Genomic DNA, 22064 nt, shown 5'->3' on the forward strand with positions numbered 1-22064 from the left:
TTCACCAGTCTGCCCTACCCCGGGATTAGTCTTCGACTCGTGACAGAGAGCATGAGCACCGCGTTGCTTACCGATCACTATGAGCTGACGATGCTGGAGGCGGCGCTGAGAAGCGGCGCCGCCTCCAGGCGGGCGGTCTTCGAGGTGTTCGCGCGGCAGTTGCCCGGTGGACGGCGCTACGGGGTCGTCGCGGGTACCGGCCGGGTGCTGGAGGCGCTGGAGTCCTTCCGCTTCGACGAGGAGTCGCTGGCGTTCCTCGAAGACAACCGGATCGTCGACGAGCCGACACTGGCCTTCCTCGCCGGATACCGGTTCTCGGGTGACGTGGACGGCTACGCCGAGGGCGAGTGCTACTTCCCCGGTTCCCCGATCATGACGGTGGAGGGCACGTTCGCCGAGGCGGTGCTGCTGGAGACCGTGATCCTGTCGGTGCTCAACCACGACTGCGCGATCGCCGCCGCCGCCGCTCGCATGGTCGGCGCCGCCGGGACCAGGCCGATCATCGAGATGGGCTCGCGACGCACCCACGAGGCCGCGGCCGTGGCCGCCGCGCGAGCCGCCTACCTCTGCGGGTTCTCCTCCACCTCCAACCTCATGGCGGGCCGCGCGTACGGGGTGCCGACGGCCGGCACCGCGGCCCACGCGTTCACCCTGCTCCACGACTCCGAGGAGCAGGCCTTCCAGGCCCAGATCACCTCCCTCGGCGCCGGCACCACGCTGCTGGTCGACACCTACGACGTGGCCCAGGCCGTACGGACCGCGGTGGAGCTGGCCGGCCCCTCCCTCGGCGCCGTCCGCCTCGATTCCGGCGACCTCGTCCAGGTGGCCCACGAGGTCCGCGAGCAGCTCGACGCGCTCGGCGCGCACCAGACCCGGATCATCGTCACCAGCGACCTCGACGAGTACGCCATCGCGGCACTGTCGGCCGCCCCCGTGGACGGCTACGGCGTCGGCACGTCGCTGGTCACCGGCTCGGGCTCGCCCACCGCCGCCCTGGTCTACAAGCTCGTCGCCCGCGCCGACGCCGACGGGACCATGCGGCCGGTGGCCAAGAGGTCGGTGGGCAAGCCCAGCAGGGGCGGCCGCAAGAACGCCTTCCGCAGGCTCGACCCGGCGGGCACGGCGGTCACCGAGCTGGTCACCACCTCCGGCGACCTTCCCGCGGACGCCCGCCCGCTGCAGGTCCCGCTGGTCAGGAAGGGCGAGATCGTCGGCCGCGAGAAGCTGGACGCGGCCCGCACGCGACACCGGGAGGCCCTCGCCGAGCTGCCGGTCAACGCCCACCAGCTCTCCCGGGGCTACGCCGCGCTGCCCACCGTGTTTGACTGACCGCATGCCAACCGCACTGATCATCGTCGACGTCCAGAACGACTTCTGCGAGGGCGGCAGCCTTCCGGTCGGTGGCGGCGCCGAGGTGGCCGCCGCCATCTCCCGGTACACCGCCTCCCACGGCTACGACCACGTCGTGGCCACCCGCGACCACCACGTGGACCCCGGCTCCCACTTCGCCGCCGAACCCGACTACGTGAACTCCTGGCCTGTCCACTGCGTCGCCGGGACGACCGGCTCGGACTTCCATCCCGCCTTCGACACCGGACGGGTGGAGGAGGTGTTCAGCAAGGGGGCGCACGCCGCCGCCTACAGCGGCTTCGAGGGCGTCACCCCCGACGGTACGGGCCTGGCCGACTGGCTCGGCGAGCGCGGCGTGGACACGGTGGACGTCGTCGGCATCGCCACCGACCACTGTGTGCGGGCCACCGCCCTGGACGCGCTCGCGCACGGCCTCTCCGTCCGGGTGCTGCTGGATCTCACCGCGGGGGTGGCCGCCCCGACCACCGAGGCCGCCCTCGCCGAGCTCGGCTCCGCCGGAGCCCGTCTCACCGGCACCCCGGTGGTCCGCCCGGCCTGACGGCCGCCCCCTTCGGCACGGTTTCCCGCCCTGTCCGTCAGCCCGGCGAGGGAAGGCCATCAGGATCGCCCACTCCGGGCATTCGAACGACTACCGGATCGGCATGGGTGGGTAAACACAACCACCACCCGCCGCGACAGGAGTATCACGGAGAGCTGAGACCTCTTACTACCGGTGGTGACCTCATATGTTCGTGCTCGGTGTCTCCTGGCTGGTCCTGACCCCGCTGTGCCTGTGGAACCTTTTTCGCGGCGGGACGCTGGTGCGGCTGACGAGCGTGCTGGCGCTGGTCTCACTGGAGATGGCCACAATCTGGACCACCAGCACGGTCCGGATCCCCCCGCGGACCCTCATCGCCGCGCCCTCGCCCTCGGCGGCCCGGATACCGGCTCCGGGGCCGCCTGCGGGGCCGGCCTCGGAGCCGGCCCCGGCCCCGCAGGCGGCTCAGCAGGGCGCTCGGGACGTGCGGAGCGCCTCCTGCCCCGGCAGGATGCCCGCCCCCGAGCGGGTGCGGCTGGCCCGCCGCCAGGGCGCGCTGCGGGGTGTGACGCTCTTCTGGACGGCCAGGGCCGACGAGTGCGACACCGCGACCGTGGTCCTGCGTCACCGGAACCGCACGATCAGGGTCTGGGTGCGCGACGGCGAGACGGATGGTCGGGAGAGTCGCGCCTCGGACGCCACGACGCGGCCGGTGAGCGTCACCGGCGGCGTGGCCTCCCTGCAGGTGCCGCTCGCGCAACCGGTGCGCGGCGAGGGAGGGTTCCGGGCGGTCGACGGCCGGACCGGCAGGCCGATCGCCCTCGGCTGACCGGGTCGCGCCCGGCGCGAACGCCGGTGCGACCCGGTGGCCGGGTCAGTGGGAGCGCTGGGTGGCCCAGTGGCGGATCTTGTCGATCCGCTCCTGGATCTGCTCCGCGGAGGCCTGCGCGATGGCGGGGCCGCCGCAGGACCTGCGGAGCTCGGCGTGGATGACGCCGTGCGGCTGGCCGGTGCGGTGGTTCCAGGCGCCGACGAGGCCGTTGAGCTCCTTGCGAAGGTTGGCGATCAGCTCGTGCGGGGCGAGTTGCGGCTCCTTGGGCTCGGGCCTGTTCCGCCTGGCCTTCAGCTGATCGGACTGGCGCTTGCTCAGCAGGGTGCGGACCTGGTCGGGCTCCAGCAGACCCGGCAGGCCGAGAAAGTCCTCCTCCTCGGGGGAACCGGTCTCCGCGGCGCTGCCGAACTCGCCGCCGTCGAAGAGCACCCGGTCGAAGGTGGCGACCGCCTCCAGGGTCTCGAACGGCAGCTCATCACCAAGGACGTCGGGGTTGTCCTTCTTACGCTGGGCGTCCTCCATCAGGAAGTCGTCCAGCCCCTCCTCCGGGGGCTTGCGGTCGAGCACGTGGTCGCGCTCGGCCTCCAGCTCCGCGGCCAGTCCCATCAGGGTCGGCACCGAGGGCACGAAGACGGACGCGGTCTCGCCTCTCTTGCGGGCACGGACGAAGCGGCCGACCGCCTGCGCGAAGAAGAGCGGGGTCGAGATGCTCGTGGCGTAGACGCCGACGGCCAGACGCGGGATGTCGACACCCTCGGAGACCATCCGGACCGCGACCAGCCAGCGCTGCTCGGACGCGGAGAAGTCCTTGATCTTCTTGGAGGCCGCCGGGTCGTCGGAGAGCACGACCGTGGCGCCCTCGCCGGTGATCGTCCTGATGTGGCGGGCGTAGGCGCGGGCGGTCTCGTGGTCGGTGGCGATGACCAGGGCCCCGGCGTCGGGCACGCCCCTGCGCACCTCGGTCAGCCGCCGGTCGGCCGCCCGGAGGACCTGGCGAATCCACTCGCCCTTCGGGTCGAGCGCGGCCCGCCACGCCTGGCCGAGCTGGTCCTTGGTGAGCGGGGTGCCGAGGGTCGCCGCGATCTCGTCGCCGGCGCGGGTCCGCCAGCGCATCTCACCGGCGTAGGCCAGGAAGATGACCGGGCGGACGACACCGTCGGCGAGCGCGGGACCGTAACCGTAGGAGTAGTCGGAGACACTGCGCCTGACCCCGTCGCCGTCTTCGGCGTAGGTGACGAAGGGGATCGGGTTGATGTCGGACCTGAAGGGGGTGCCGGTCAGGGCGAGGCGCCGGGCAGCGGGCTCGAACGCCTCCCGCACGCCGTCGCCCCAGGACTTCGCGTCGCCCGCGTGGTGGATCTCATCGAAGATCACGAGCGTCTTGCGCGCCTCGGTGCGTGCGCGGTGCAGTGCCGGATGCATCGACACCTGGGCGTAGGTGATGGCCACCCCGACGTAGTCACGGGAGGTCGCGCCCTGGCTGTTCTTGAACTCGGGGTCGATCGCGATGCCGACCCTGCCCGCGGCGTCCGCCCACTGCTGCTTGAGATGCTCCGTCGGTGTGACGATGGTCACAGCCCGGATCACCCCCCTGGACAGCAGGTCGCTGGCGATGCGGAGCGCGAAGGTCGTCTTGCCCGCACCCGGCGTGGCGACCGCGAGGAAGTCGCGCGGCTCACGGCTGGAGTACAGGTCAAAGGCCTCCTGCTGCCACGCGCGAAGCTTCGGCGCGGTGCCCCAGGCGGCACGGTCCGGATATGAAGGCGAGAGGTGGGATGCGGCGAAAGTGCTCACAGTGTCACCAGGGTAATCTGCGTCGCCGACAAGACGTGCCGATCGGCCGAGATCCTCGCCAAGGTCGCCTCCACGTGCTAGGTGTTCCGTCCCCCGGATCCTTCGCCCGCCGCGTCGCCGCCGATCGACGGGCACGGCGCGGCTCACGGAGGCCGAGCGTCAGCTCAGACCCGCGATCACCGTATCGATCTCGGCCCGCGACACGGGATCGTCCGGCTGGGCCATCCCGACCACGACCACCGGGCGCCTGCCGCCACCTGTGAGGAAGACCACGCGAAGGTAGGCCGGCCGGTTCACGATGTCCAGGTACTCGGCGCGCAGCGAGCGGGCGTGCCCGGTGCGCGCGCCCACCGCGATCTCCGTGTCGTCCACGACCTTCACCTTGTCGCCGTGGAGCAGAAGCCGCCCGTACAGGTCGCCGAGTTCGGCCGCGGTGGCGCGCACGTCGGCCGCGGGCTCCGCCGGCATGACCATCACCGTCGTGTTGACACCGTCGCCCGCGATCGAGGTGAACCCCGTGACAGGCGGCACCGCGCCCGCGAGCCAGCCCTCCGGCAGCCGGTAGCTGACCCCCGCGACCGGATCGGTCACCCGCCCCGGCGGCGGGTCCGGCACCGACCGCAGCACCAGCACGACCGCGCCGGCGATGACGCCGCCGCCGACGACCAGGGTGAGCAGTACGAGCAGCAGGCCGCGCAGGCGCCCGGGACGGGGCTGGGGCGGGGCGATGGGCGTGCCGTACCAGCGGGCCGAGGGTGGCAGGTCGTCGCCGGGCTCGGGTATCCGGGGGGGCCAGGTGAGATGGGAGCGGCTGTCGGACGGCTCGGACTCCGGCGGCGGCCAGGGACGGCGCTCGTCGCCGAGGTCCGGGTCACCGGACGGCCATTCCCGCTCTTCCGCCTTCCGCGCCGCCTTCCGCGCGGCCTTCTGGGCGGCTTTTCCGGCCCGCCGGGACCGGCGCCCCCCGTCACGACCGGGCTCGCCCAACGGGTCCGACCGGCGAGGTCGTTCGTGCACGGGGCCTCCTCCCGGCGGTCACGGTCCTACCGTCCTACCATGCATCCCGCGGCGTGGTCCGGCTATGGGTGATCGTTGTTACGGGAGTGACCAATGAGTCATGAGATGTCCCGCATACGCCGGGCCACGATCACCCCGAAGAGCCCCAGGGAGGCCATCAGGGCGACGATCACGGTGTAGCCGGTGGCGATGTCGTCGTGGCCGATCAGGTTGATCAGGACACCGGCCAGACCGATGGTGAGAGCACCGCCCAGGGTGTCGACGACCTGGAGCGCGGCGGAGTTGGCGCCCTGCTCCGCGTCGGGTGACTGGCGCATCGCGGTGATGTTGACACTGGTGGTGCCGATGCCCATGCCGAACCCGGCGACGACCCAGGCGGGCACGGTGACCCAGCCGGTGATACCGGGTACGAGCGCGAGCAGGGTCAGCAGGATGCCCGCGGTGATCGCCGCGGAACCGATCCCGACCAGCAGGGGCCGATCGTACGAGCGGCGGCTCTGCAGGTAGGAGCCGGTGGTCCAGCCCAGGGCACCGGTGGTGAGCGCGACCCCCGCCTCGGCGACGGAGAAGCCCCGCACCTCGGTCAGGAGCAGCGGGATGAAGGAGTTGACCGCGAAGAAGGCCGAGGCGAGCACCCCGCGCATCATGATCGTGGTGGGCAGGCCGCGCCCGAACCTGAGCGCCCCGGGTGGCAGCAGCCTGGGCAGCCCCACGGCGAGGAACAGCAGCCCGGCCACGACGGCCACCCCGCCGGGCACCGGGGTGCTCTGCAGGCGGTCCACGCCGTACAGCAGCACTCCGCCACCGGCCGCCGTGGCGATGGCGGCCAGGGTCATCGCCAGCGGCCTGGACCGGGGCCCGGTGGAGGGCTCGGGCGCCTGGTCCCGCTGGGCGCGCAGCGCGGGCAGGAGCATCACGAGGGCGGGGACGACGAGCGGCGCGATGCCGTAGAAGACCCAGCGCCAGCCGACCGTCTCGGCGATGATCCCGCTGAGGGCCGGCCCGAGCAGCGCGGGAAGCACCCAGGCGGCCGACAGCGCGGCGAACACCCGGGGCCTGGTCTCGGGGACGTAGACCCGCGCGATCATCACGTAGATCGCCACGATGACGGCGCCGCCGCCGAGGCCCTGCACCGCCCGCGCCACGATGAACAGTTCCTTGGTCCCGGCGGCACCGGCCAGGACCATACCGGCGGTGAACAGCCCCACACCGAGCAGGAACGGCCAGGCGTGTCCCCGCCGGTCGGACCAGAGGCCGGCGACCACGTTGGCGAGCAGACCGGAGATGAGAAAGGCCGAGAAGCTCATCCCGTACAGGTCCAGGGCGTCGAGATCCGCCGAGACCGCGGGCATGACCGTGCCCACGGACATGCCCTCGAAACCGATCAGCGTGACGACGAGCAGGATGCCGAGGGAGGCGGTGCGGTACTCGGGGCCGAAGAGCCGGGGGGATTCGTACGGAGCGTCAAGTGTCTTCGGTACTGTCACCTGTCAAGGGTAGTGTCCGCCCCGGCTCCCGATGGGCGACCCACATCTCCTGCATCCTGAGGGCCTGGCCGGAGGTGAACCCGGACATGCAGCGGTCGTCGGAGTAGTCCATGAAGTTGTGGATCGGGTCGGGCCCGCCTCCCGCGCAGGTGTCCTTGACCTGCGGGCAGCCCTCGGTGGGCTGCCCCTCGGGCGCGGTGTCCGCGACGCCGTCGCCCACGGCCTCGCAGCCCTTCTCGAAGGTGTGCAGCAGCCCGAGCCAGTGACCGATCTCATGGACCCCGGTGTACCCCCGGTCGAAGCTGCGCATCGCCCCGCCGGGCAGGCTGCGCCAGTCGACGACCACGCCGTCGAGGGCCGGCTCCTTCCGGTATCCGTACGGGTAGGTGGAGTAGCCGAGCACCAGTTCGCTGAGCTGGGCGATGTAGAGGTTGAGCGTCTCGGGGCCGCCCCTGCGCATCTGCTTGATCGCCCGCTCGTGGGTGACGGGGTCGCGGAACCATGCCGGGTTGACGGTGCGGGTGATGCCCTCCAGCCTGAACCGGATCCCGGTGTCCGCCCCGCCGAGTTGCCCGGAGTAGGCGATGTTGAGCGTGGTGATCTGGTCGCGTACGGCGAAGTCGGGGGCGCCGAGGCGGCCGTCGGTGATGACGTGCACCCAGGTGGGCACGGTGACGGGAAGCACGAGCGGAAGCCGTCTCGACCGGGACCGTCCGTCGACGGACGGCGCGGGGGACGACACCGGGGACGGCACGGGCGGCACGGGGCGGACCGCCCCCCGCACCATGACGTGAGCCGCTCCGGGGGCGAGGACGCATCCGGGCGCGGCGGGTTCCCGGCCGGGGGTGGGCATCGTCAACAGGCATGCGGAGACAACGGCGATCGCACGCCGAAACATGGACTCCCCCGACGAATACCGGCCACTGGTCGCTCGCCGCCCCCCGGCGACATCCCGACCGTAGCCTCATCGGTGGCGATCACCCATGAGCAACACTCACTCCTTGTCGCCGTCCTCACCCTTCGGCAGGCCCGAGTAGATCTCCTTGCACTCCGGGCAGACCGGGAACTTCTGGGGGTCGCGGTTGGGCACCCAGACCTTCCCGCAGAGCGCGCGGACCGGTGTCCCGCTCAGCGCGCTCTCCATGATCTTGTTCTTCTCGACGTAGTGGGCGAAGCGCTCGTGGTCGCCGTCGCCGTGCGACAGGTCCGGCCGGACGTCGCTCTCAGGGAGAATCTTCGTACTCACCCTGATGATTTTATGCCCGCAGCGTCGCGCCCCGGTCACCGGCGCGACGTCCCAGGCCCGGCGATCGATCGCCGGGCCTGGGGATGAGGCGTGTTCGAGGGCCTTCAGCCCATGTGGATCACGGCGCCCTCGCTCTTGCGGCCCGCCCTGACGAAGAGTGCGAGCAGCGCCGCGAGGATGGCCACCCCGGTGCTGACCGTGAAACCGAGGTGCATGCCGTCCAGGAAGGAGGAGTGCACGACACCGGTGATGGCCTGCACGATCGGCTCGGGCGTGCCGGGGGCCGCGCCGGCCTGGGCGTAGGAGGCGCCCTGCTTGACCAGCTCCAGCTGCTCGGCGGGGAGTTCCGGAAGCTTGGCGGCCGCCCAGTAGCCGGGAAGCACGTCGGCCACCTTGGCCGCGACGATCGCGCCGAGCACCGCGGTGCCCATCGAGCCGCCGACCTGCATCGCCGACTGCTGCACGCCGCCGGCCACCCCGCTGAGCTCCTCCGGGGCGTTGCCCACGATGATCTCGGTGGCGCCGACCATCACCGGGGAGAGGCCGAAGGCGAGCAGCACGAACGGGATCGCGCTGTCGAGGTAACCCGCGTCCATGCCCAGGCGGGAGAGGAGGAACATGGCCACGGCCGTGATCAGCATGCCCGCCGAGATCGTGATCTTCGGGCCGAGTTTGCCGATCGCCAGACCCGCCAGCGGTGAGGCGACGATCATGCCCGCGCTCATCGGGAGCATCCGCATACCCGAGTCGAGCGGTGACAGGCCGTGCACGCCCTGGAAGTAGAAGGTGAGGAAGAACATCGCGCCGAACATCGAGAACGCCACCAGCACCATCAGCACGGTGCCGATCGCGACCGAGGCGTTGCCGAACAGGCTGAGCGGAATGAGCGGCTCGGCGGCCTTGGTCTGCCAGTAGACGAACGCGGCGCCGAGCACCACGGCACCGGCCAGGAAGCCGAGCGTCCTGGTGTCGCCCCAGCCGTACTCGGGAGCCTTGATGATCGCCCAGACCATGCAGAACATGGCGCCGGAGAGCAGGACCACGCCGAGCCAGTCGATCCTGGACAGCGAGGCCGCCTTGCTCTCCCTGATCACCAGGAATCCGACGGCCAGGGCGACGATGCCGACCGGGACGTTGATGAAGAAGACCGACTGCCAGTTGACGTGCTCCACCAGCAGGCCGCCGACGATGGGACCGGCGGCGCTGGACAGGCCGATCACCGCGCCCCAGACGCCGATCGCCATGTTCAGCTTCTCGGCGGGGAAGGCCGCGCGGAGCAGGGCCAGGGCCGCGGGCTGCAGCAGGGCGCCGAAGAGCCCCTGCAGGACGCGGAAGGCGATCAGCCAGGCGATGGAGTCGGACAGGCCGATGGCCAGGGAGGTGAGCGCGAAGCCCGCGATGCCGATCACGAAGATCCGCTTGTGCCCGAACAGGTCACCGAGCTTGCCCGCGGTGATCAGGAACACGGCGAGCGCGAGCAGGTAACCGCTGGTCACCCACTGCAGGTCGGCGAGGGAGGCGTTGAGCTCCTTGCCGATCACCGGGTTGGCGATGGCGACGACGGTGCCGTCGAGCATCACCATCATCACACCGAGGGAGACCGCCAGCAGCGTCAGCCACGGGTGCCCCTGCCTGGACGATCTGCCCGGATCCGGCGGTGGTGGTGCCGTGGCCACCGTCTTGGCCTGTGCCATGGAAGGGTCCCCCTTGTGATCTTTCTCCTGCCCCCGCGTGGGGCGTCAACCGGAGGGTAATTTATGACAGTCACTGACAAGTTACAAATTCTTTTAAGAGGCAGCGGATGACTTATGGCAGACTGTGAACTATACGTTTCGAGGTGGTGACGAGTATGCGTCGGCCCGGCCTACGCGAGCGCAAGAAGCAGAAGACCCGGCTGGCGCTGATCGACGCCGCCCTCTCCCTCTTCCTTGAGCAGGGGTACGAGGCGACGACCGTCGACCAGATCGCCGCGGCCGTGGACGTCTCCCCGCGCACGTTCTTCCGCTACTTCGCCACCAAGGAGGACGTCGCCCTGTCCCTGGCCGCCGACGGACAGGAGGCCATGCTCGCCGAGCTGGCCACCCGCCCGGCCGACGAGGCGCCGTTCACCGCGCTCTCACACGCCGTGCGGGCGATGGTCACCATGCTCCAGGAAGGGGATCTCGACGACACCGCCAGGTTCCTCAGAGCCCGCGAAGTGATCGACGCCACCCCCGCTCTCTTCGCGGGGAGCGTGCGCCGGCTGATGGAGAACGAACGGCGGCTGATCGCCGAGATCAGCAGGCGCCAGGGCACCGGCCCCGGCGACCTCCTGCCCCACTTCGTGGTGGCGCTCTTCACCGCCGTCGCCCGGGTCGGCTTCGAACTCTGCGAGCCCGCCGACCTCGACGACGTCAACGCCCTCGCCGCCCGCCTGGAGTCGACCCTCGCCCTGGCCGAACGCTCCCTGCGCCCCGGCTGGGACCGCCCCGGGCACCCGGTCTAGTTCATCGACGGGTCGTCGGGGCAGGTGGCCACATAGGCCAGCTCGCCCCGCTGGCGGCGGAGCACGGCCCGCCAGAGCGACTCGGGATCGTGGTGGAAGGTGTCGCCGGGCTCCGAGTCCACGACGTACCAGGCGCCCTCGCCGATCTCGCTCTCCAGCTGCCCGGCCGACCATCCGGCGTACCCCGCGAAGATGCGCATCTGGGCGATCTCCCCGGCGAGGATCTCCGGCGGCGCGTCGAGGTCGACGGTGCCGAGCCTGGAGACCGCCGCGGTGCCCGCGTGCAGCCGCCGCCAGCCGAGCGGCTCCTGCCCGCTCGGCACCGCGGCCAGCGCCAGGGCGCTGTCTGTCTGCACGGGGCCTCCCTGGAACAGCACGGACGGGCCGGTGACCATGGTGTCCCAGGTCGGGAGCACCTGGGTCACCGAGATGTCACTCGGCCTGTTGAGCACCACGCCCAGGGTGCCGCCGTCGAGGTCGTGCTCCAGCACCAGGACCACGCTGCGCCGGAAGTTGGGATCCTCCAGCTGCGGGGTGGCCACCAGAAGCCCACCGACGTAGATCGCCTCCGCCATACCTCCATCATGAGGGGTGAACGCCCCTTCGCGCTGCTCCCCCCGCCCTTCTGATGACCCGGACCTCATGTGCTCGTCACGCGACGCGCACATGAGGGAACTCCATGCAGCGAAGACCGCGGAACGGAACGGCGCCGACGGCCTGGCGGGCGGCCCGACGGGGCCTCAGGCCTCCGTCATGCCCGTACGCGCGCGGCCGCCGGCCGACTCGCGCACGGCCGCCGCGACGGCGCCCGACACGTCCGGGTGGAACACGCTGGGGACGATGTAGTTGGGACCGAGCTCCTCGGTGGTCACCACGTCGGCCAGCGCCTTGGCCGCGGCCAGCAGCATCTCCTGGCTGACCACGGTGGCCTGCGCGTCGAGCAGGCCGCGGAAGACGCCGGGGAAGGCCAGCACGTTGTTGATCTGGTTCGGATAGTCGGAGCGGCCGGTGGCGACCACGGCGGCGTGCTCGCGGGCGATGTCGGGCGAGACCTCGGGCTCGGGGTTGGCGAGCGCGAAGACCACGGCGTCCTTGGCCATCGTGGCGATGTCGTCGCCGTTGAGGATGCCGGGCGCGGACACGCCGATGAACACGTCGGCGCCCTTGACCGCGCCGCGCAGGTCGCCCGCGTAGCCGTCGGCGTTGGTGTGGTCGGCGATCCACCGCAGCGAGTCGTCCAGGTCCTGGCGCCCGCGGTGCACCGCGCCCAGGTAGTCGCAGACGACCACGTTGCGGGCGCCCGCCGCGAGCAGCAGTCGCAGCACCGCCGTACCGGCCGCGCCCGCGCCCGCGAGGGTGATGCGGACCTCGCCCAGGTCCTTGCCGACCACGCGCAGCGCGTTGGTGAGCGCGGCCAGCACGCAGATCGCGGTGCCGTGCTGGTCGTCGTGGAAGACCGGGATGTCCAGCAGCTCGCGCAGCCGCCGCTCCACCTCGAAGCAGCGCGGCGCCGAGATGTCCTCCAGGTTGATGCCGCCGAAACCGGGAGCGATGATCTGCACGGTCCGCACGATCTCGTCGACGTCCTGGGTGTCCAGGCAGATCGGCCAGGCGTCGATGTCGGCGAACCGCTTGAACAGCGCGGCCTTGCCCTCCATGACGGGGAGTCCGGCGGCCGGGCCGATGTTGCCCAGGCCGAGCACCGCCGAGCCGTCGGTGACGACGGCCACGGTGTTGCGCTTGATGGTCAGGCGGCGGGCGTCCTCGGGATTGCGGGCGATGGCCATCGAGACCCGGGCCACGCCGGGCGTGTACGCCATGGAGAGCTCGTCACGGTTGCGCAGCGGCACCTTCGACCGCATCTCGATCTTTCCACCGAGGTGCATGAGGAAGGTCCGGTCTGAGACCTTGTGGATGACGACGCCCTCGACGCCCTCCAGCTTGTCGACGATCGCCTGCGCGTGATCGGTGTCACGCGCGGCGCAGGTGACGTCGATGCGCAGCGTCTCATGCCCGGCCGTGGTCACGTCGAGCGCGGTGACCACACCTCCGGCGGACTCTACCGCGTGGGTGAGCTGGCTGACGGCCTTGCCGCCGGCGGGCACCTCCAGGCGCACGGTGATGGAGTACGACACACTCGGCACGGTGGCCACAGCCGATCCGCTCCTTTGCGACTAACTTAAGTTGGGATGCCTCCATCGTGCCATCACCAGGGGCGTGTACGCACCGGAGGTGGCGGACCCGCACGTGTAGATGCGGTCACGGAACACCTCGCCCCGGCCCATGTGACGCTTGTCACCGAGGACGGCCCGGAGGGCGGGCCGCCGGGCCGGGGTGCTCGGAGGCGGGATGCTCAGAACAGGGCGCTGGCCAGGTTCCTGCGTGCCCTGGCGATGGACGGGTCGTCTCCGGGGAGCGTGTCGAACAGGCCGAGCAGGTGCACCCTGGCCCTGTCCCGCTCGGCCCCCGAGGTGCGGCGCACCACGTCGACGAGCCGGTCGAAGGCCCTGTCCACCTCGCCGGAGAGCATCTCGAAGTCGGCCGCCAGAAGCTGGGCCTCGATGTCGGCGGGGTCGGCCAGCCTGCTCTGCAGGTCGGCCGGGTCGACGTCCTGCGTCCTGCGGATCAGGCCGAGCCCGGCCAGGCCCAGCTTCGCGTCCTGGTTGTTCGGCGAACGGGCCAGCAGCCGCTCGTAGGCGGCCACCGCGCCGTCGAGGTCGCCGGCGTCGACGGCCTGCTCGGCGGCGAGCACGTCCGGGTCGACCGAGGGCTCCTGCGGCTGCTCCTGCTTGCCCTGGTCCTCCTCGGTGGGGGGCGGGAGATACTGCGCCAGCGCCTCCATGAGCTGCGACAGCCAGTCACGGAGCTGCGGCTCGGTGGCGATGCCCGGAACCACGGCCACCGGCTGTCCCTGGAAGATGGCGTACAGGGCGGGCACGTTCTGCACCCGGAGCGCCTGCGCGATCTGCTGGTTGATCTCAACGTCGACCCTGGCCAGGATCCACCGGCCGGCGTTCTCGGCGGCCAGTTTCTCCAGCAGCAGGCTGTACTGTTTGGCCTGCTCGGCGCGGGTGACGGTGAGCTCCAGCAGCACGAGGCCGTTCATGGAGCGTTCTACGACCTCGGTCGCGAAGTTGGCGTCGTCGACGTCGACGACCGGTGCCGGAACACCGCCGCTTTCCTGCGCGGCGCTCTCCCGCCGCGCCTGTGCCTCCAGTGCCTGCTTGCGAGCGCCGAGATCGACGGCGCCGTAGAGCGATCCGGGTCGAGTGAAGTCCGCTGGGCTCATGGTTCCAATCCTGCCGTATCCCGGCCGGTGCCCCGACGCGGCCTCGCTAGAAACGCGCCGGTTCGGTGTGGACGCCCCACTCACCGCGCAACACGTCGCAGATCTCACCCAGCGTGGCCTCGGCCCTGGCCGCGTCGAGCATGGCGGGGATCATGTTGCCCTTCCCCCCGGCCACCCGCCTCATCGCGGCCAGCGCGTCGTCCACGGCCGCCTGGTCACGGGCGGCGCGGCGCGCGGCGAGGACGCGGTTCTGCTCGCGCTCGACCTCGTGACCCACCCGGAGGGTCTCCAGCGGCTCGTCGACGGACGCCGTGTGGCAGTTCACCCCGACGATCCTCTTCTCGCCCTTCTCCAGCTTGCGCTGGTAGTCGAAGGCGGCCTCGGCGATCTCGGACACGAACCAGCCGTCCTCGATGCCGCGCAGGATGCCCGAGGTCATCGTGCCGTCGACGCCCATCTCCCGGATCCTCGTGAAGATCGCCTCGGCCTCGGCCTCCAGCCGGTCGGTCAACGCCTCCACATACCAGGATCCGCCGAGCGGGTCGGCGACGTTGACGACCTCGGTCTCCTCCATGAGCACCTGCTGGGTGCGGAGCGCGATCTCCGCCGCCCTCGTGGAGGGCAGCGCGAGGACCTCGTCCAGCGCGTTGGTGTGCAGCGAGTTGGTGCCGCCGAGCACCGCCGCCAGCGCCTCGACCGCGGTACGCACCACGTTGTTGTACGGCTGCTGCGCGGTCAGTGACACGCCCGCCGTCTGGGTGTGGAAGCGCAGCCACTGGGCCTTCTCGGTGCCGGCCCCGTAGACGTCGCGCAGCCACCGCGCCCAGATCCGCCGGGCGGCCCTGAACTTGGCGATCTCCTCGAAGAAGTCGATGTGCGCGTCGAAGAAGAAGGACAGGCCGGGGGCGAAGACGTCGACGTCCAGGCCGCGCGACAGGCCGAGCTCCACATAGCCGAACCCGTCGGCCAGGGTGAAGGCCAGTTCCTGGGCGGCCGTGGCCCCGGCCTCGCGGATGTGGTAGCCCGAGACGCTGAGCGGCTTGTACGCGGGGACCTCCGCCGCGCAGAACTCCATCAGGTCGCCGATCAGCCGCAGATGCGGCTCGGGGGCGAACAGCCACTCCTTCTGGGCCATGTACTCCTTGAAGATGTCGGTCTGCAGGGTGCCGTTGAGCCCGGTGACCGGCACCCCCTGCCGCTCGGCGGCGACGGCGTACATGCAGAAGATCGGGACGGCCGGACCACTGATCGTCATCGAGGTGGTGATGTCGCCGAGCGGGATGCCCTCGAAGAGCAGGTCCATGTCCAGCACGGAGTCGATCGCCACGCCGCAGTGACCCACCTCGCCGAGCGATCGCGGGTCGTCGGAGTCGCGGCCCATCAGCGTCGGCATGTCGAAGGCCACGCTCAACCCGTCACCGCCCGCGGCGAGGATCATCTTGTAGCGCTCGTTGGTCTGCCGCGCGTTGCCGAACCCGGCGAACTGCCGGATGGTCCATGGCTTGCCCCGGTAACCGGTGGGATGCAGACCGCGGGTGAAGGGGAACTCCCCCGGCCAGCCGATGCGCTCCATCCGCGGATCACCGCCGTCCGGACCGTAGACCGGCTCGACGTCGAGCCCGGACAGGGTGCGGAACTCGGCCGCACGCCTGCGAGCCCCGTCGAACCGCGCCTGCCAGCGCGCACGCCCCGCCTCGACCCGCTCAGCGTCCATGGCCAACCCCCTGTACGGCAGCGGCTTACCCCCGGCTTGCGGCCTCACACAAATACTAGGACGTCCTACTAATCCTTGCCCAGAATCCCAGGCAGCCCCAGAAACGCACAGTTTCCCTCTAGGAAACCACCCGCAAGGCCACACCGACGTCGCCAAAGCCACAGGGACGTGCTTCGACTCATGCCCCAAGGGACCACCCGTGAGGCCGCGCCGGGGACTGGACTGAGGAGGGTGGGGTCGTGAGGAACGAACGCCCCCACCCGACGAGGGAAGGAGCCGGATAAGAGCGGCCTCACCGCGACGCGTTAGCGTCGCCACAGACACGTGGCCTCACCGCGACGCGTCAGCGTCGCCGGCAAAAAAGTCCCCGGCGGCGACGCGGAGGGTTCTGAGGAGGTCGAACATCTGGTCCAGCTCGTCCTCGCCGTACATGGGCATGGCGAAGTCCGCCCCCATCAGGTCGGCGGTCGCCGCGCGGGCGACCTCCCGCCCCCGGTCGGTGATCTCGGCGAGCACCCCCCGGCCGTCGCGGGGGTTGGGCGTGCGACGTACCAGACCGGCGCCTTCCAGACGGCTCACGGTGTTGGTCACGCTCGTGGGATGGACCATCAGCCGCTCACCGAGCCTGGAGAGCGGCAGCGCCCCGGTCCTGCTGAAGGTCAGCAGCACCAGGGCCTCGTACCTGGCGAAGGTCAAGTCATGCGGTTTGAGCAGCGTGTCCAGTTGCGACAGCAGGATCTGCTGCGCTCTCATGATCGATGTGACGGCGGCCATGGCCGAGGAGGGCCCGAAGTGAACGCGCCACGTCTCCGCTGCACGTTCGATGGGGTCAAACGGGAGATTCAGCTGACCGGTAACCACAGGGCTACGGTAGCGCGGCCTCATCCCGATTCGCCCATATACGTAGAGTCACCGGCCTGATGGCTTCACCAAGAACCCGGACGCCAAACGTCACGCTCCGTTATGGTTCCCACATCGAATGGTGAGGCCGTGGCCAAGTGGCCGCGCTGACTCAGTCCGGCCTGCGGGGGAAGCGAGCCGGACCGGTGCCGAGGGGACCGGCATCCGCACATTCACGGCACGGGGGGTGCTTGATGAACGACAACTTGACGGCGTTCGAACGCCGGACGCACTTCGGCTACACCGGCTCGGCGTGGGTTCTCACCACGCCCGCCGGTGCGTGAGCACAGGGGCGTTTCACGCGAGGAACTCCAGCAGAGCGGGTTGATGGCGGTCGCTATCCTGCTCGTGCTCGGGGTGGTCGCGGCGTGGAGCGTCCTGGTTCCCGGTGTCAGCGCGTGGGAGAACATCGTCGTCGCGGTGATCGGCTCGCTCCGGCTGACCGGTCCGGTGGCGGCCGCGTTCGCCGCGTGGGTGGCGGTGCGCAGGCGGCGCGGGACGGGTGGCCGATCGCTGACCCCGTGGCAGGCGGTGCGGGCGCCGCTGGCGATCCTGGTGGTGACGGGTGGCGCGTTCACCGCCACCGTCATGGTCCTGGCGGTCAGGACCATGATCACCGAGCAGGCCGGGCGACTGCTGCCCAGCGGCCTGGTGATGGGCGTGGCCGGGCTGGCGCTGTACGTCGTCATCGGCTGGGTCGTCGGCTGGCTGCTGCCATGGACGATCACGCCGGTCCTGGCCGGACTCGGTTGCTACAGCCTGTTCACCTGGCTGTGTCACGGGCCGACCTGGGCCGACCGGCTGGCCCCCGCCACGCGGGAGCCGTACGACCCGTTCCAGGGGTTGAACGCGGCGGCGTTCACCGACCAGACGCTCTGGCTGGTGGGGGTCAGCGCGGCGCTCCTGCTCGGCTGGGCCGCGGTCGTGACACGCCAGGCCCTGGTGCTGGCCGCCGCGCTGATCGCGGTGCTGGCGGCGGGGACCGGCATGGCCCGCCTGTTCACCGAGGAGCAGCCGGTCTCGGCCCAGCAGATCGTCTACAGCTGCCAGGAGTGGCCGATCATGGTCTGCGTGCACCCGGGGATGCGCGCCGGACTGCCCGAACTGGGCTCGGAGTTCATCAAGATCGCCTCCCGGCTGGCCGGGACGCCCGGGGAGTTCTCCCGGGTGGAGCAGCACCCCAGGCGTGACGGTTCCGCCCTCTCGGCGGGCGTGATCGCGATCCACGTGGACGATCTGGCCGCGGGGTTCGCCGAGAAGGCGGCCGACGAGTTCGTCGACGGTCTGGCCGCGCGGTGTGACGCCACTCCCGCGGCGGGCTACCGCGACATCGTGGCCGCGTGGCTGCGGGGTGAGCCGCTTCCCGGCGGGCCGCTCGCGGAACACCGGTACGCGGCGGCGTGGTTCTCGGGGCTCACGGACGTCCAGCGGCGCGACTGGCTCCGGCTCTACTACACGGACTTCACCGGCTGCCGGTTACAAAGCACTCACTTTGGCGGCCAGTCCGGGCAGACCGCCCAGACAGGACAGTACGGCCAGCTCGGGCAGGGCGCGGGAGGCACCTCGACCGGGCCTGAGCCCAGGTCAGGCCCCGGCCACCAGGCACCCGGCGGGCCACCGCCGCCCGGGACGGGCGTCCCGGGCGCCCCGTGGCGTGCCCCCTTCGCCGAAGGCGGCACGCCGCCGTCGCCACGAGGTTGACAAGATCGGCATAGGCTCGGCGTGAGAAGGTCGGTCCCAGGGGAAGAAGAGCTTCGTGAAAGCCTCCCAAGAAGCTCCGCCCGAGCCCCCCCAGGCGGCGCCTCGCAGGCGCCGCTGGCGTTTCCTCGCCGGGCTGCTCGTCGTCATGGTTCTTCTCGTCGTGGGTGCTCGCCTGACCTGGTCGTGGCTGAACCCGTTCGGCGAGACCGCGATCGACCGCAGCCAGCCCGTGCTGCTGGAGTCCATTCACAACCTCAGCCGTTTCGAGGCCGCCACCGGAAACTTCCAGGTCGTGGTCGACCTGGAGAAGGACGCCGCCTTCCTGCCCGACGCGGTCAAGGGCAGCCGGACGCTCTTCGTCGGCGCCGGGGGGGTCGACGCCTACGTCGACTTCGGCGGCATCGGCAGCGGCGGGCTGACGGTCTCCCCCGACCGCACCGAGGTCACGGTCAGGCTGCCCCGCGCCCAGCTGGAGAAGCCGAACCTCGACAACAAGCGCTCCTATGTCTACGCCCAGCAGCGCGGCCTGCTGGACCGGGTCGAGGACTTCCTGTCCTCCTCCCCCTCGGACCAGCAGGAACTCTACGTGCTGGCCGAGAAGAAGATCGCCGAAGCCGCTCTGGCCAGCGACCTGCGCAACCGCGCCGACCAGAACACCAAGATCATGCTTGAGGGCATGCTGAAGGGTCTCGGCTTCGAGAAGGTCGTCGTCAAGTTCGCCGACGAGACCTGACGCCCCCCCCGCGTCCCGGCCCTCGGCGGCCGGGACGCCTGCCGGCTCCGGCCGGTACGGGGCCCGCCCACGCTCACCGGGTTCGGCGGCGCGCCGCCCTCTCGGGACACCTCGGAGATCCGGGAAGCGCGGTGCGGGGAATCACCCCGGCCGCCCAGCCGCCGCCAGAAGCTCGTCGGCCGCGGTGTAGGGGTCGAGCTCCGCGTCCAGGACACGGGCGGCGAGGACGTCGAGGCGCCGGTCTCCGTGCAGGTCGGCGAAGCGGGAGCGCAGGGTGGTGAGGGCGATCGCCTCGATCTCGTTCCGGGCCCTGGCCTGGCGGCGGCGGACGAGCTCGCCCGACCCCTCCAGATAGGCCAGGTGGCCGTCGAGGGCCGCGACCACCTCCTCGGCGCCCTCCCCCCGCAGGGCCACGGTCGGCACGACCGGCGGTCTCCAGGGCCGGTCGGCCAGGGCGATCATGTTGCGGAGCTCGCGGATCGCGGCCTGGGTGCCCTCTCGGTCGGCCTTGTTCACCACGAACACGTCGGCGACCTCCAGGATGCCCGCCTTGGCCACCTGGACGCCGTCGCCCATCCCCGGGGCGAGCAGCACGACCGTGGTGTCGGCCAGCGAGGCGACGTCGACCTCCGCCTGGCCGACACCGACGGTCTCGACGAGGACGACCTCGCAGCCGGCCGCCTCCAGGACGCGCAGCGCCTGGGGCGTGGCCCACGCCAGCCCGCCCAGGTGGCCCCTGCTCGCCATCGACCTGATGAACACGTCCGGATCGGTGGCGTGGTCCTGCATCCGGACCCGGTCGCCCAGCAGCGCCCCGCCGGTGAACGGCGAGGAAGGGTCGACGGCGAGCACGCCGACCCTCATGCCACGCCTGCGGAACGCGTGGACCAGCATCCCTGTGGAGGTCGACTTGCCGACACCGGGCGGGCCGGTCAGGCCGATGATCCGGGCCCGGTGTGGCCGGTCGGCGCAGAGCAGCGCGGTGATCTCCCTGAGTCCGGGGGAACCGTTCTCGACCATGGAGATCAACCGGGCCACGGCCCGGGGTCGGCCCTCCCTGGCCGTCGCGACCAGGTCGGAGACCTCCGAGGTCATGCCTGGGGAACGCGGATGATCAGAGCGTCACCCTGCCCGCCGCCACCGCAGAGGCCGGCCGCGCCGAGGCCGCCGCCCCTGCGCTTGAGCTCGTAGGCGAGGGCGAGGACGATGCGGGCGCCGGAGGCGCCGATCGGGTGGCCGACCGCGATGCCGCCGCCGTTGACGTTGACCTTGTCGAGGGGGACGTCGAGCTCCTTGACCGACTGGAGGACCACCTGGGCGAAGGCCTCGTTGATCTCCAGCAGGTCGAGGTCACCGGCGACGAGCCCCTGCTTGCCGAGGGCGTGCTTGATCGCGTTGGCCGGCTGGGACTGGAGCGAGTTGTCGGGCCCTGCGACGTTGCCGTGGGCGCCGATCTCGGCCAGCCAGTCAAGGCCGAGCTCCTCGGCCTTGGCCTTGGACATCACGACGACGGCGCAGGCGCCGTCGGAGATCTGCGAGGCGGACCCCGCGGTGATCGTGCCGTCCTTGGCGAACGCCGGTCGCAGCCGCGACAGGACCTCGACCGTGGTGTCCCCGCGTACGCCCTCGTCGGCGGAGAAGACCGTCGGCTCGCCCTTGCGCTGCGGGATCGTCACCGGCACGATCTCGTCGTCGAAGGCCCCGTTCTTGATCGCGGCGGCGGCGAGCGCGTGGGAGCGGGCGGAGAACTCGTCCTGCTCCTGGCGGGTCACACCGAAGCGCGCGTTGTGCCGCTCGGTGGACTCGCCCATCGCCACCTGGTCGTAGACGTCGGTGAGGCCGTCGAAGGCCATCGAGTCGATGATGCCGGCGGCGCCGTACTTCACGCCTTTGCGCAGGCCTGGCAGCAGGTGCGGGGCGTTCGACATGGACTCCATGCCGCCCGCGACCACGATGTCGAACTCACCGGCCCGGATGAGCTGGTCGGCCAGGGCGATGGAGTCCAGGCCGGAGAGGCAGACCTTGTTGATCGTCAGGGACGGCACGGACATCGGGATGCCCGCGGCGACGGCGGCCTGGCGGGAGGGCATCTGACCCGCACCCGCCTGGAGCACCTGCCCCATGATCACGTACTGCACTGCCTCTGGAGCGACGCCGGAACGCTCCAGTGCGGCTTTGATCGCGATACCGCCGAGTTCGACGGCCGACAGGCCGGACAGCGAGCCGAGCAGTCGGCCGATGGGGGTTCGAGCCCCGGAGACGATGACGGAAACGGACATAACAGGGGGCCTCCCTGACAGGGCTTGGAGCGACTTTGCCACCATACCCATGGGCACATCGGCGACCTTGAAGGAGGATGGCTCTATGTTCATGCGCATCGACCACGTGGGGATCGCCTGCCACGACCTTGAGGAGAAGATCGCTTTTTTCGAGCGGACCTTCGAGCTCACGGTGGTGGCCCGCGAGGTGAACACCGAGCAGGGGGTGAAGGAGGCGATGCTGCACATCGCCGACGGCGAGGGCGGTGGATCCTATATCCAGCTCCTCGAACCGCTCAGCCCCGACACGCCGGTCGGTAAATTTCTCACGAAGCGCGGGGAGGGTGTGCATCATGTCGCCTTCGGCGTTCCGGATGTCGTGCAGGCCCTGGACACGATCGGCGGCAGAGGCGTCCGGCTGCTCGACGAACGGCCGCGCCACGGCTCCATGGGTTCGTCCATCGCCTTTCTTCACCCCAAAGACGTGGGGGGAATGCTTACCGAACTCGTACAGGCTCCGGAAAGGCAAGCCGAGACCATGTCGAATGCAAGAAACGCCGATACGTAACAAGTCGCGCATAAAGTCGGACGAGACCGCCAACTCGGCAACGGCGGAGTACGCTGGCGTACCACCGGACGTGGGTCCCGCCCCGGCTCCCGCTCGGATGCCCGAAACCCCCGTCCGGCCCGTGTAGCCGTCTCGACAACCCAGGATCGAGC

The 22064-nt window shown here is 70.8% G+C and carries 20 protein-coding genes; 7 read left to right on the forward strand and 13 right to left on the reverse strand.

Annotated elements, in window-relative coordinates:
* The first annotated feature begins 39 nt into the window (after positions 1 to 39).
* From AB0K21_RS20630 to AB0K21_RS20640, 3 genes are all read left to right on the forward strand, one after another.
* Positions 40 to 1329, forward strand: a complete 1290-nt coding sequence (locus tag AB0K21_RS20630) for a nicotinate phosphoribosyltransferase (RefSeq protein WP_364151936.1) — start codon at positions 40 to 42, stop codon at positions 1327 to 1329.
* Between the two features lie 4 nt (positions 1330 to 1333).
* On the forward strand, positions 1334 to 1909 hold the full coding sequence (locus AB0K21_RS20635; protein WP_343975514.1) for a nicotinamidase: 576 nt from the start codon (positions 1334 to 1336) through the stop codon (positions 1907 to 1909).
* A 187-nt stretch (positions 1910 to 2096) separates the two neighbouring features.
* Positions 2097 to 2717, forward strand: coding sequence for a hypothetical protein (locus AB0K21_RS20640; RefSeq protein WP_364151939.1), 621 nt, complete (start codon positions 2097 to 2099; stop codon positions 2715 to 2717).
* A gap of 45 nt (positions 2718 to 2762) precedes the next feature.
* Here AB0K21_RS20640 and AB0K21_RS20645 read toward each other — a convergent pair whose 3' ends face one another.
* From AB0K21_RS20645 to AB0K21_RS20670, 6 genes are all read right to left on the reverse strand, one after another.
* On the reverse strand, positions 2763 to 4514 hold the full coding sequence (locus AB0K21_RS20645) for a DEAD/DEAH box helicase (protein ID WP_343975520.1): 1752 nt from the start codon (positions 4512 to 4514) through the stop codon (positions 2763 to 2765).
* Positions 4515 to 4673: 159 nt separating this feature from the next.
* Positions 4674 to 5531: a hypothetical protein gene (locus tag AB0K21_RS20650; protein WP_343975523.1), complete on the reverse strand. Its 858-nt coding sequence runs from the start codon at positions 5529 to 5531 to the stop codon at positions 4674 to 4676.
* A 98-nt stretch (positions 5532 to 5629) separates the two neighbouring features.
* A complete protein-coding gene (locus AB0K21_RS20655) occupies positions 5630 to 7018 on the reverse strand; it encodes an MFS transporter (protein ID WP_343975526.1) in 1389 nt (462 codons plus the stop codon).
* A complete protein-coding gene (locus AB0K21_RS20660) occupies positions 6996 to 7703 on the reverse strand; it encodes a zinc metalloprotease (protein ID WP_364151944.1) in 708 nt (235 codons plus the stop codon). Before AB0K21_RS20660 ends, AB0K21_RS20655 begins: the two co-directional genes overlap by 23 nt.
* Before the next feature lie 309 nt (positions 7704 to 8012).
* A complete protein-coding gene (locus AB0K21_RS20665; protein ID WP_343975532.1) occupies positions 8013 to 8264 on the reverse strand; it encodes a DUF3039 domain-containing protein in 252 nt (83 codons plus the stop codon).
* 104 nt (positions 8265 to 8368) lie between these two features.
* Complete coding sequence (locus AB0K21_RS20670; protein ID WP_343975535.1) at positions 8369 to 9958, reverse strand: DHA2 family efflux MFS transporter permease subunit; 1590 nt, start codon at positions 9956 to 9958, stop codon at positions 8369 to 8371.
* 155 nt (positions 9959 to 10113) lie between these two features.
* Between AB0K21_RS20670 and AB0K21_RS20675 the strand changes: the two genes are divergently transcribed.
* Positions 10114 to 10749: a TetR family transcriptional regulator gene (locus AB0K21_RS20675; RefSeq protein WP_343975997.1), complete on the forward strand. Its 636-nt coding sequence runs from the start codon at positions 10114 to 10116 to the stop codon at positions 10747 to 10749.
* On the opposite strand, the gene AB0K21_RS20680 is transcribed toward AB0K21_RS20675, so the two are convergent.
* The 5 genes from AB0K21_RS20680 to AB0K21_RS20700 form a co-directional block, all read right to left on the reverse strand.
* Positions 10746 to 11324, reverse strand: a complete 579-nt coding sequence (locus AB0K21_RS20680; protein ID WP_343975538.1) for a YqgE/AlgH family protein — start codon at positions 11322 to 11324, stop codon at positions 10746 to 10748. The genes AB0K21_RS20675 and AB0K21_RS20680 overlap by 4 nt on opposite strands.
* A gap of 165 nt (positions 11325 to 11489) precedes the next feature.
* Positions 11490 to 12902 (reverse strand): NAD-dependent malic enzyme, encoded by a 1413-nt coding sequence (locus AB0K21_RS20685; RefSeq protein ID WP_343975541.1) that lies wholly within the window; start codon positions 12900 to 12902, stop codon positions 11490 to 11492.
* Positions 12903 to 13102: 200 nt separating this feature from the next.
* The gene (locus tag AB0K21_RS20690; protein WP_364151950.1) at positions 13103 to 14038 is read right to left on the reverse strand and encodes a tetratricopeptide repeat protein; all 936 of its coding nucleotides are present in this window, start codon (positions 14036 to 14038) and stop codon (positions 13103 to 13105) included.
* Positions 14039 to 14084: 46 nt separating this feature from the next.
* Positions 14085 to 15752, reverse strand: a complete 1668-nt coding sequence (locus AB0K21_RS20695) for a methylmalonyl-CoA mutase family protein (protein WP_343975547.1) — start codon at positions 15750 to 15752, stop codon at positions 14085 to 14087.
* 330 nt (positions 15753 to 16082) lie between these two features.
* Positions 16083 to 16637, reverse strand: coding sequence for a MarR family transcriptional regulator (locus AB0K21_RS20700; RefSeq protein ID WP_343975550.1), 555 nt, complete (start codon positions 16635 to 16637; stop codon positions 16083 to 16085).
* Positions 16638 to 16979: 342 nt separating this feature from the next.
* On the opposite strand from AB0K21_RS20700, the gene AB0K21_RS20705 reads away from it, so the two are divergent.
* Together AB0K21_RS20705 and AB0K21_RS20710 are read left to right on the forward strand one after the other, a co-directional pair.
* On the forward strand, positions 16980 to 18353 hold the full coding sequence (locus AB0K21_RS20705) for a hypothetical protein (protein WP_364151954.1): 1374 nt from the start codon (positions 16980 to 16982) through the stop codon (positions 18351 to 18353).
* Positions 18354 to 18408: 55 nt separating this feature from the next.
* The gene (locus AB0K21_RS20710; RefSeq protein ID WP_343975556.1) at positions 18409 to 19086 is read left to right on the forward strand and encodes a DUF4230 domain-containing protein; all 678 of its coding nucleotides are present in this window, start codon (positions 18409 to 18411) and stop codon (positions 19084 to 19086) included.
* A 141-nt stretch (positions 19087 to 19227) separates the two neighbouring features.
* Here AB0K21_RS20710 and meaB read toward each other — a convergent pair whose 3' ends face one another.
* Positions 19228 to 20181: a methylmalonyl Co-A mutase-associated GTPase MeaB gene (gene meaB, locus AB0K21_RS20715; protein ID WP_343975559.1), complete on the reverse strand. Its 954-nt coding sequence runs from the start codon at positions 20179 to 20181 to the stop codon at positions 19228 to 19230.
* Positions 20178 to 21365, reverse strand: coding sequence for an acetyl-CoA C-acetyltransferase (locus AB0K21_RS20720; RefSeq protein ID WP_343975561.1), 1188 nt, complete (start codon positions 21363 to 21365; stop codon positions 20178 to 20180). The genes meaB and AB0K21_RS20720 overlap by 4 nt, the downstream gene beginning before the upstream one ends.
* An 85-nt stretch (positions 21366 to 21450) precedes the next feature.
* Between AB0K21_RS20720 and mce the strand changes: the two genes are divergently transcribed.
* Positions 21451 to 21912 (forward strand): methylmalonyl-CoA epimerase, encoded by a 462-nt coding sequence (mce, locus tag AB0K21_RS20725; RefSeq protein ID WP_364151959.1) that lies wholly within the window; start codon positions 21451 to 21453, stop codon positions 21910 to 21912.
* Positions 21913 to 22064: the final 152 nt, after the last annotated feature.

This window comes from Streptosporangium sp. NPDC049248 (genome assembly GCF_040678965.1).
GTDB classification, from domain to species: domain Bacteria; phylum Actinomycetota; class Actinomycetes; order Streptosporangiales; family Streptosporangiaceae; genus Streptosporangium; species Streptosporangium fukuiense.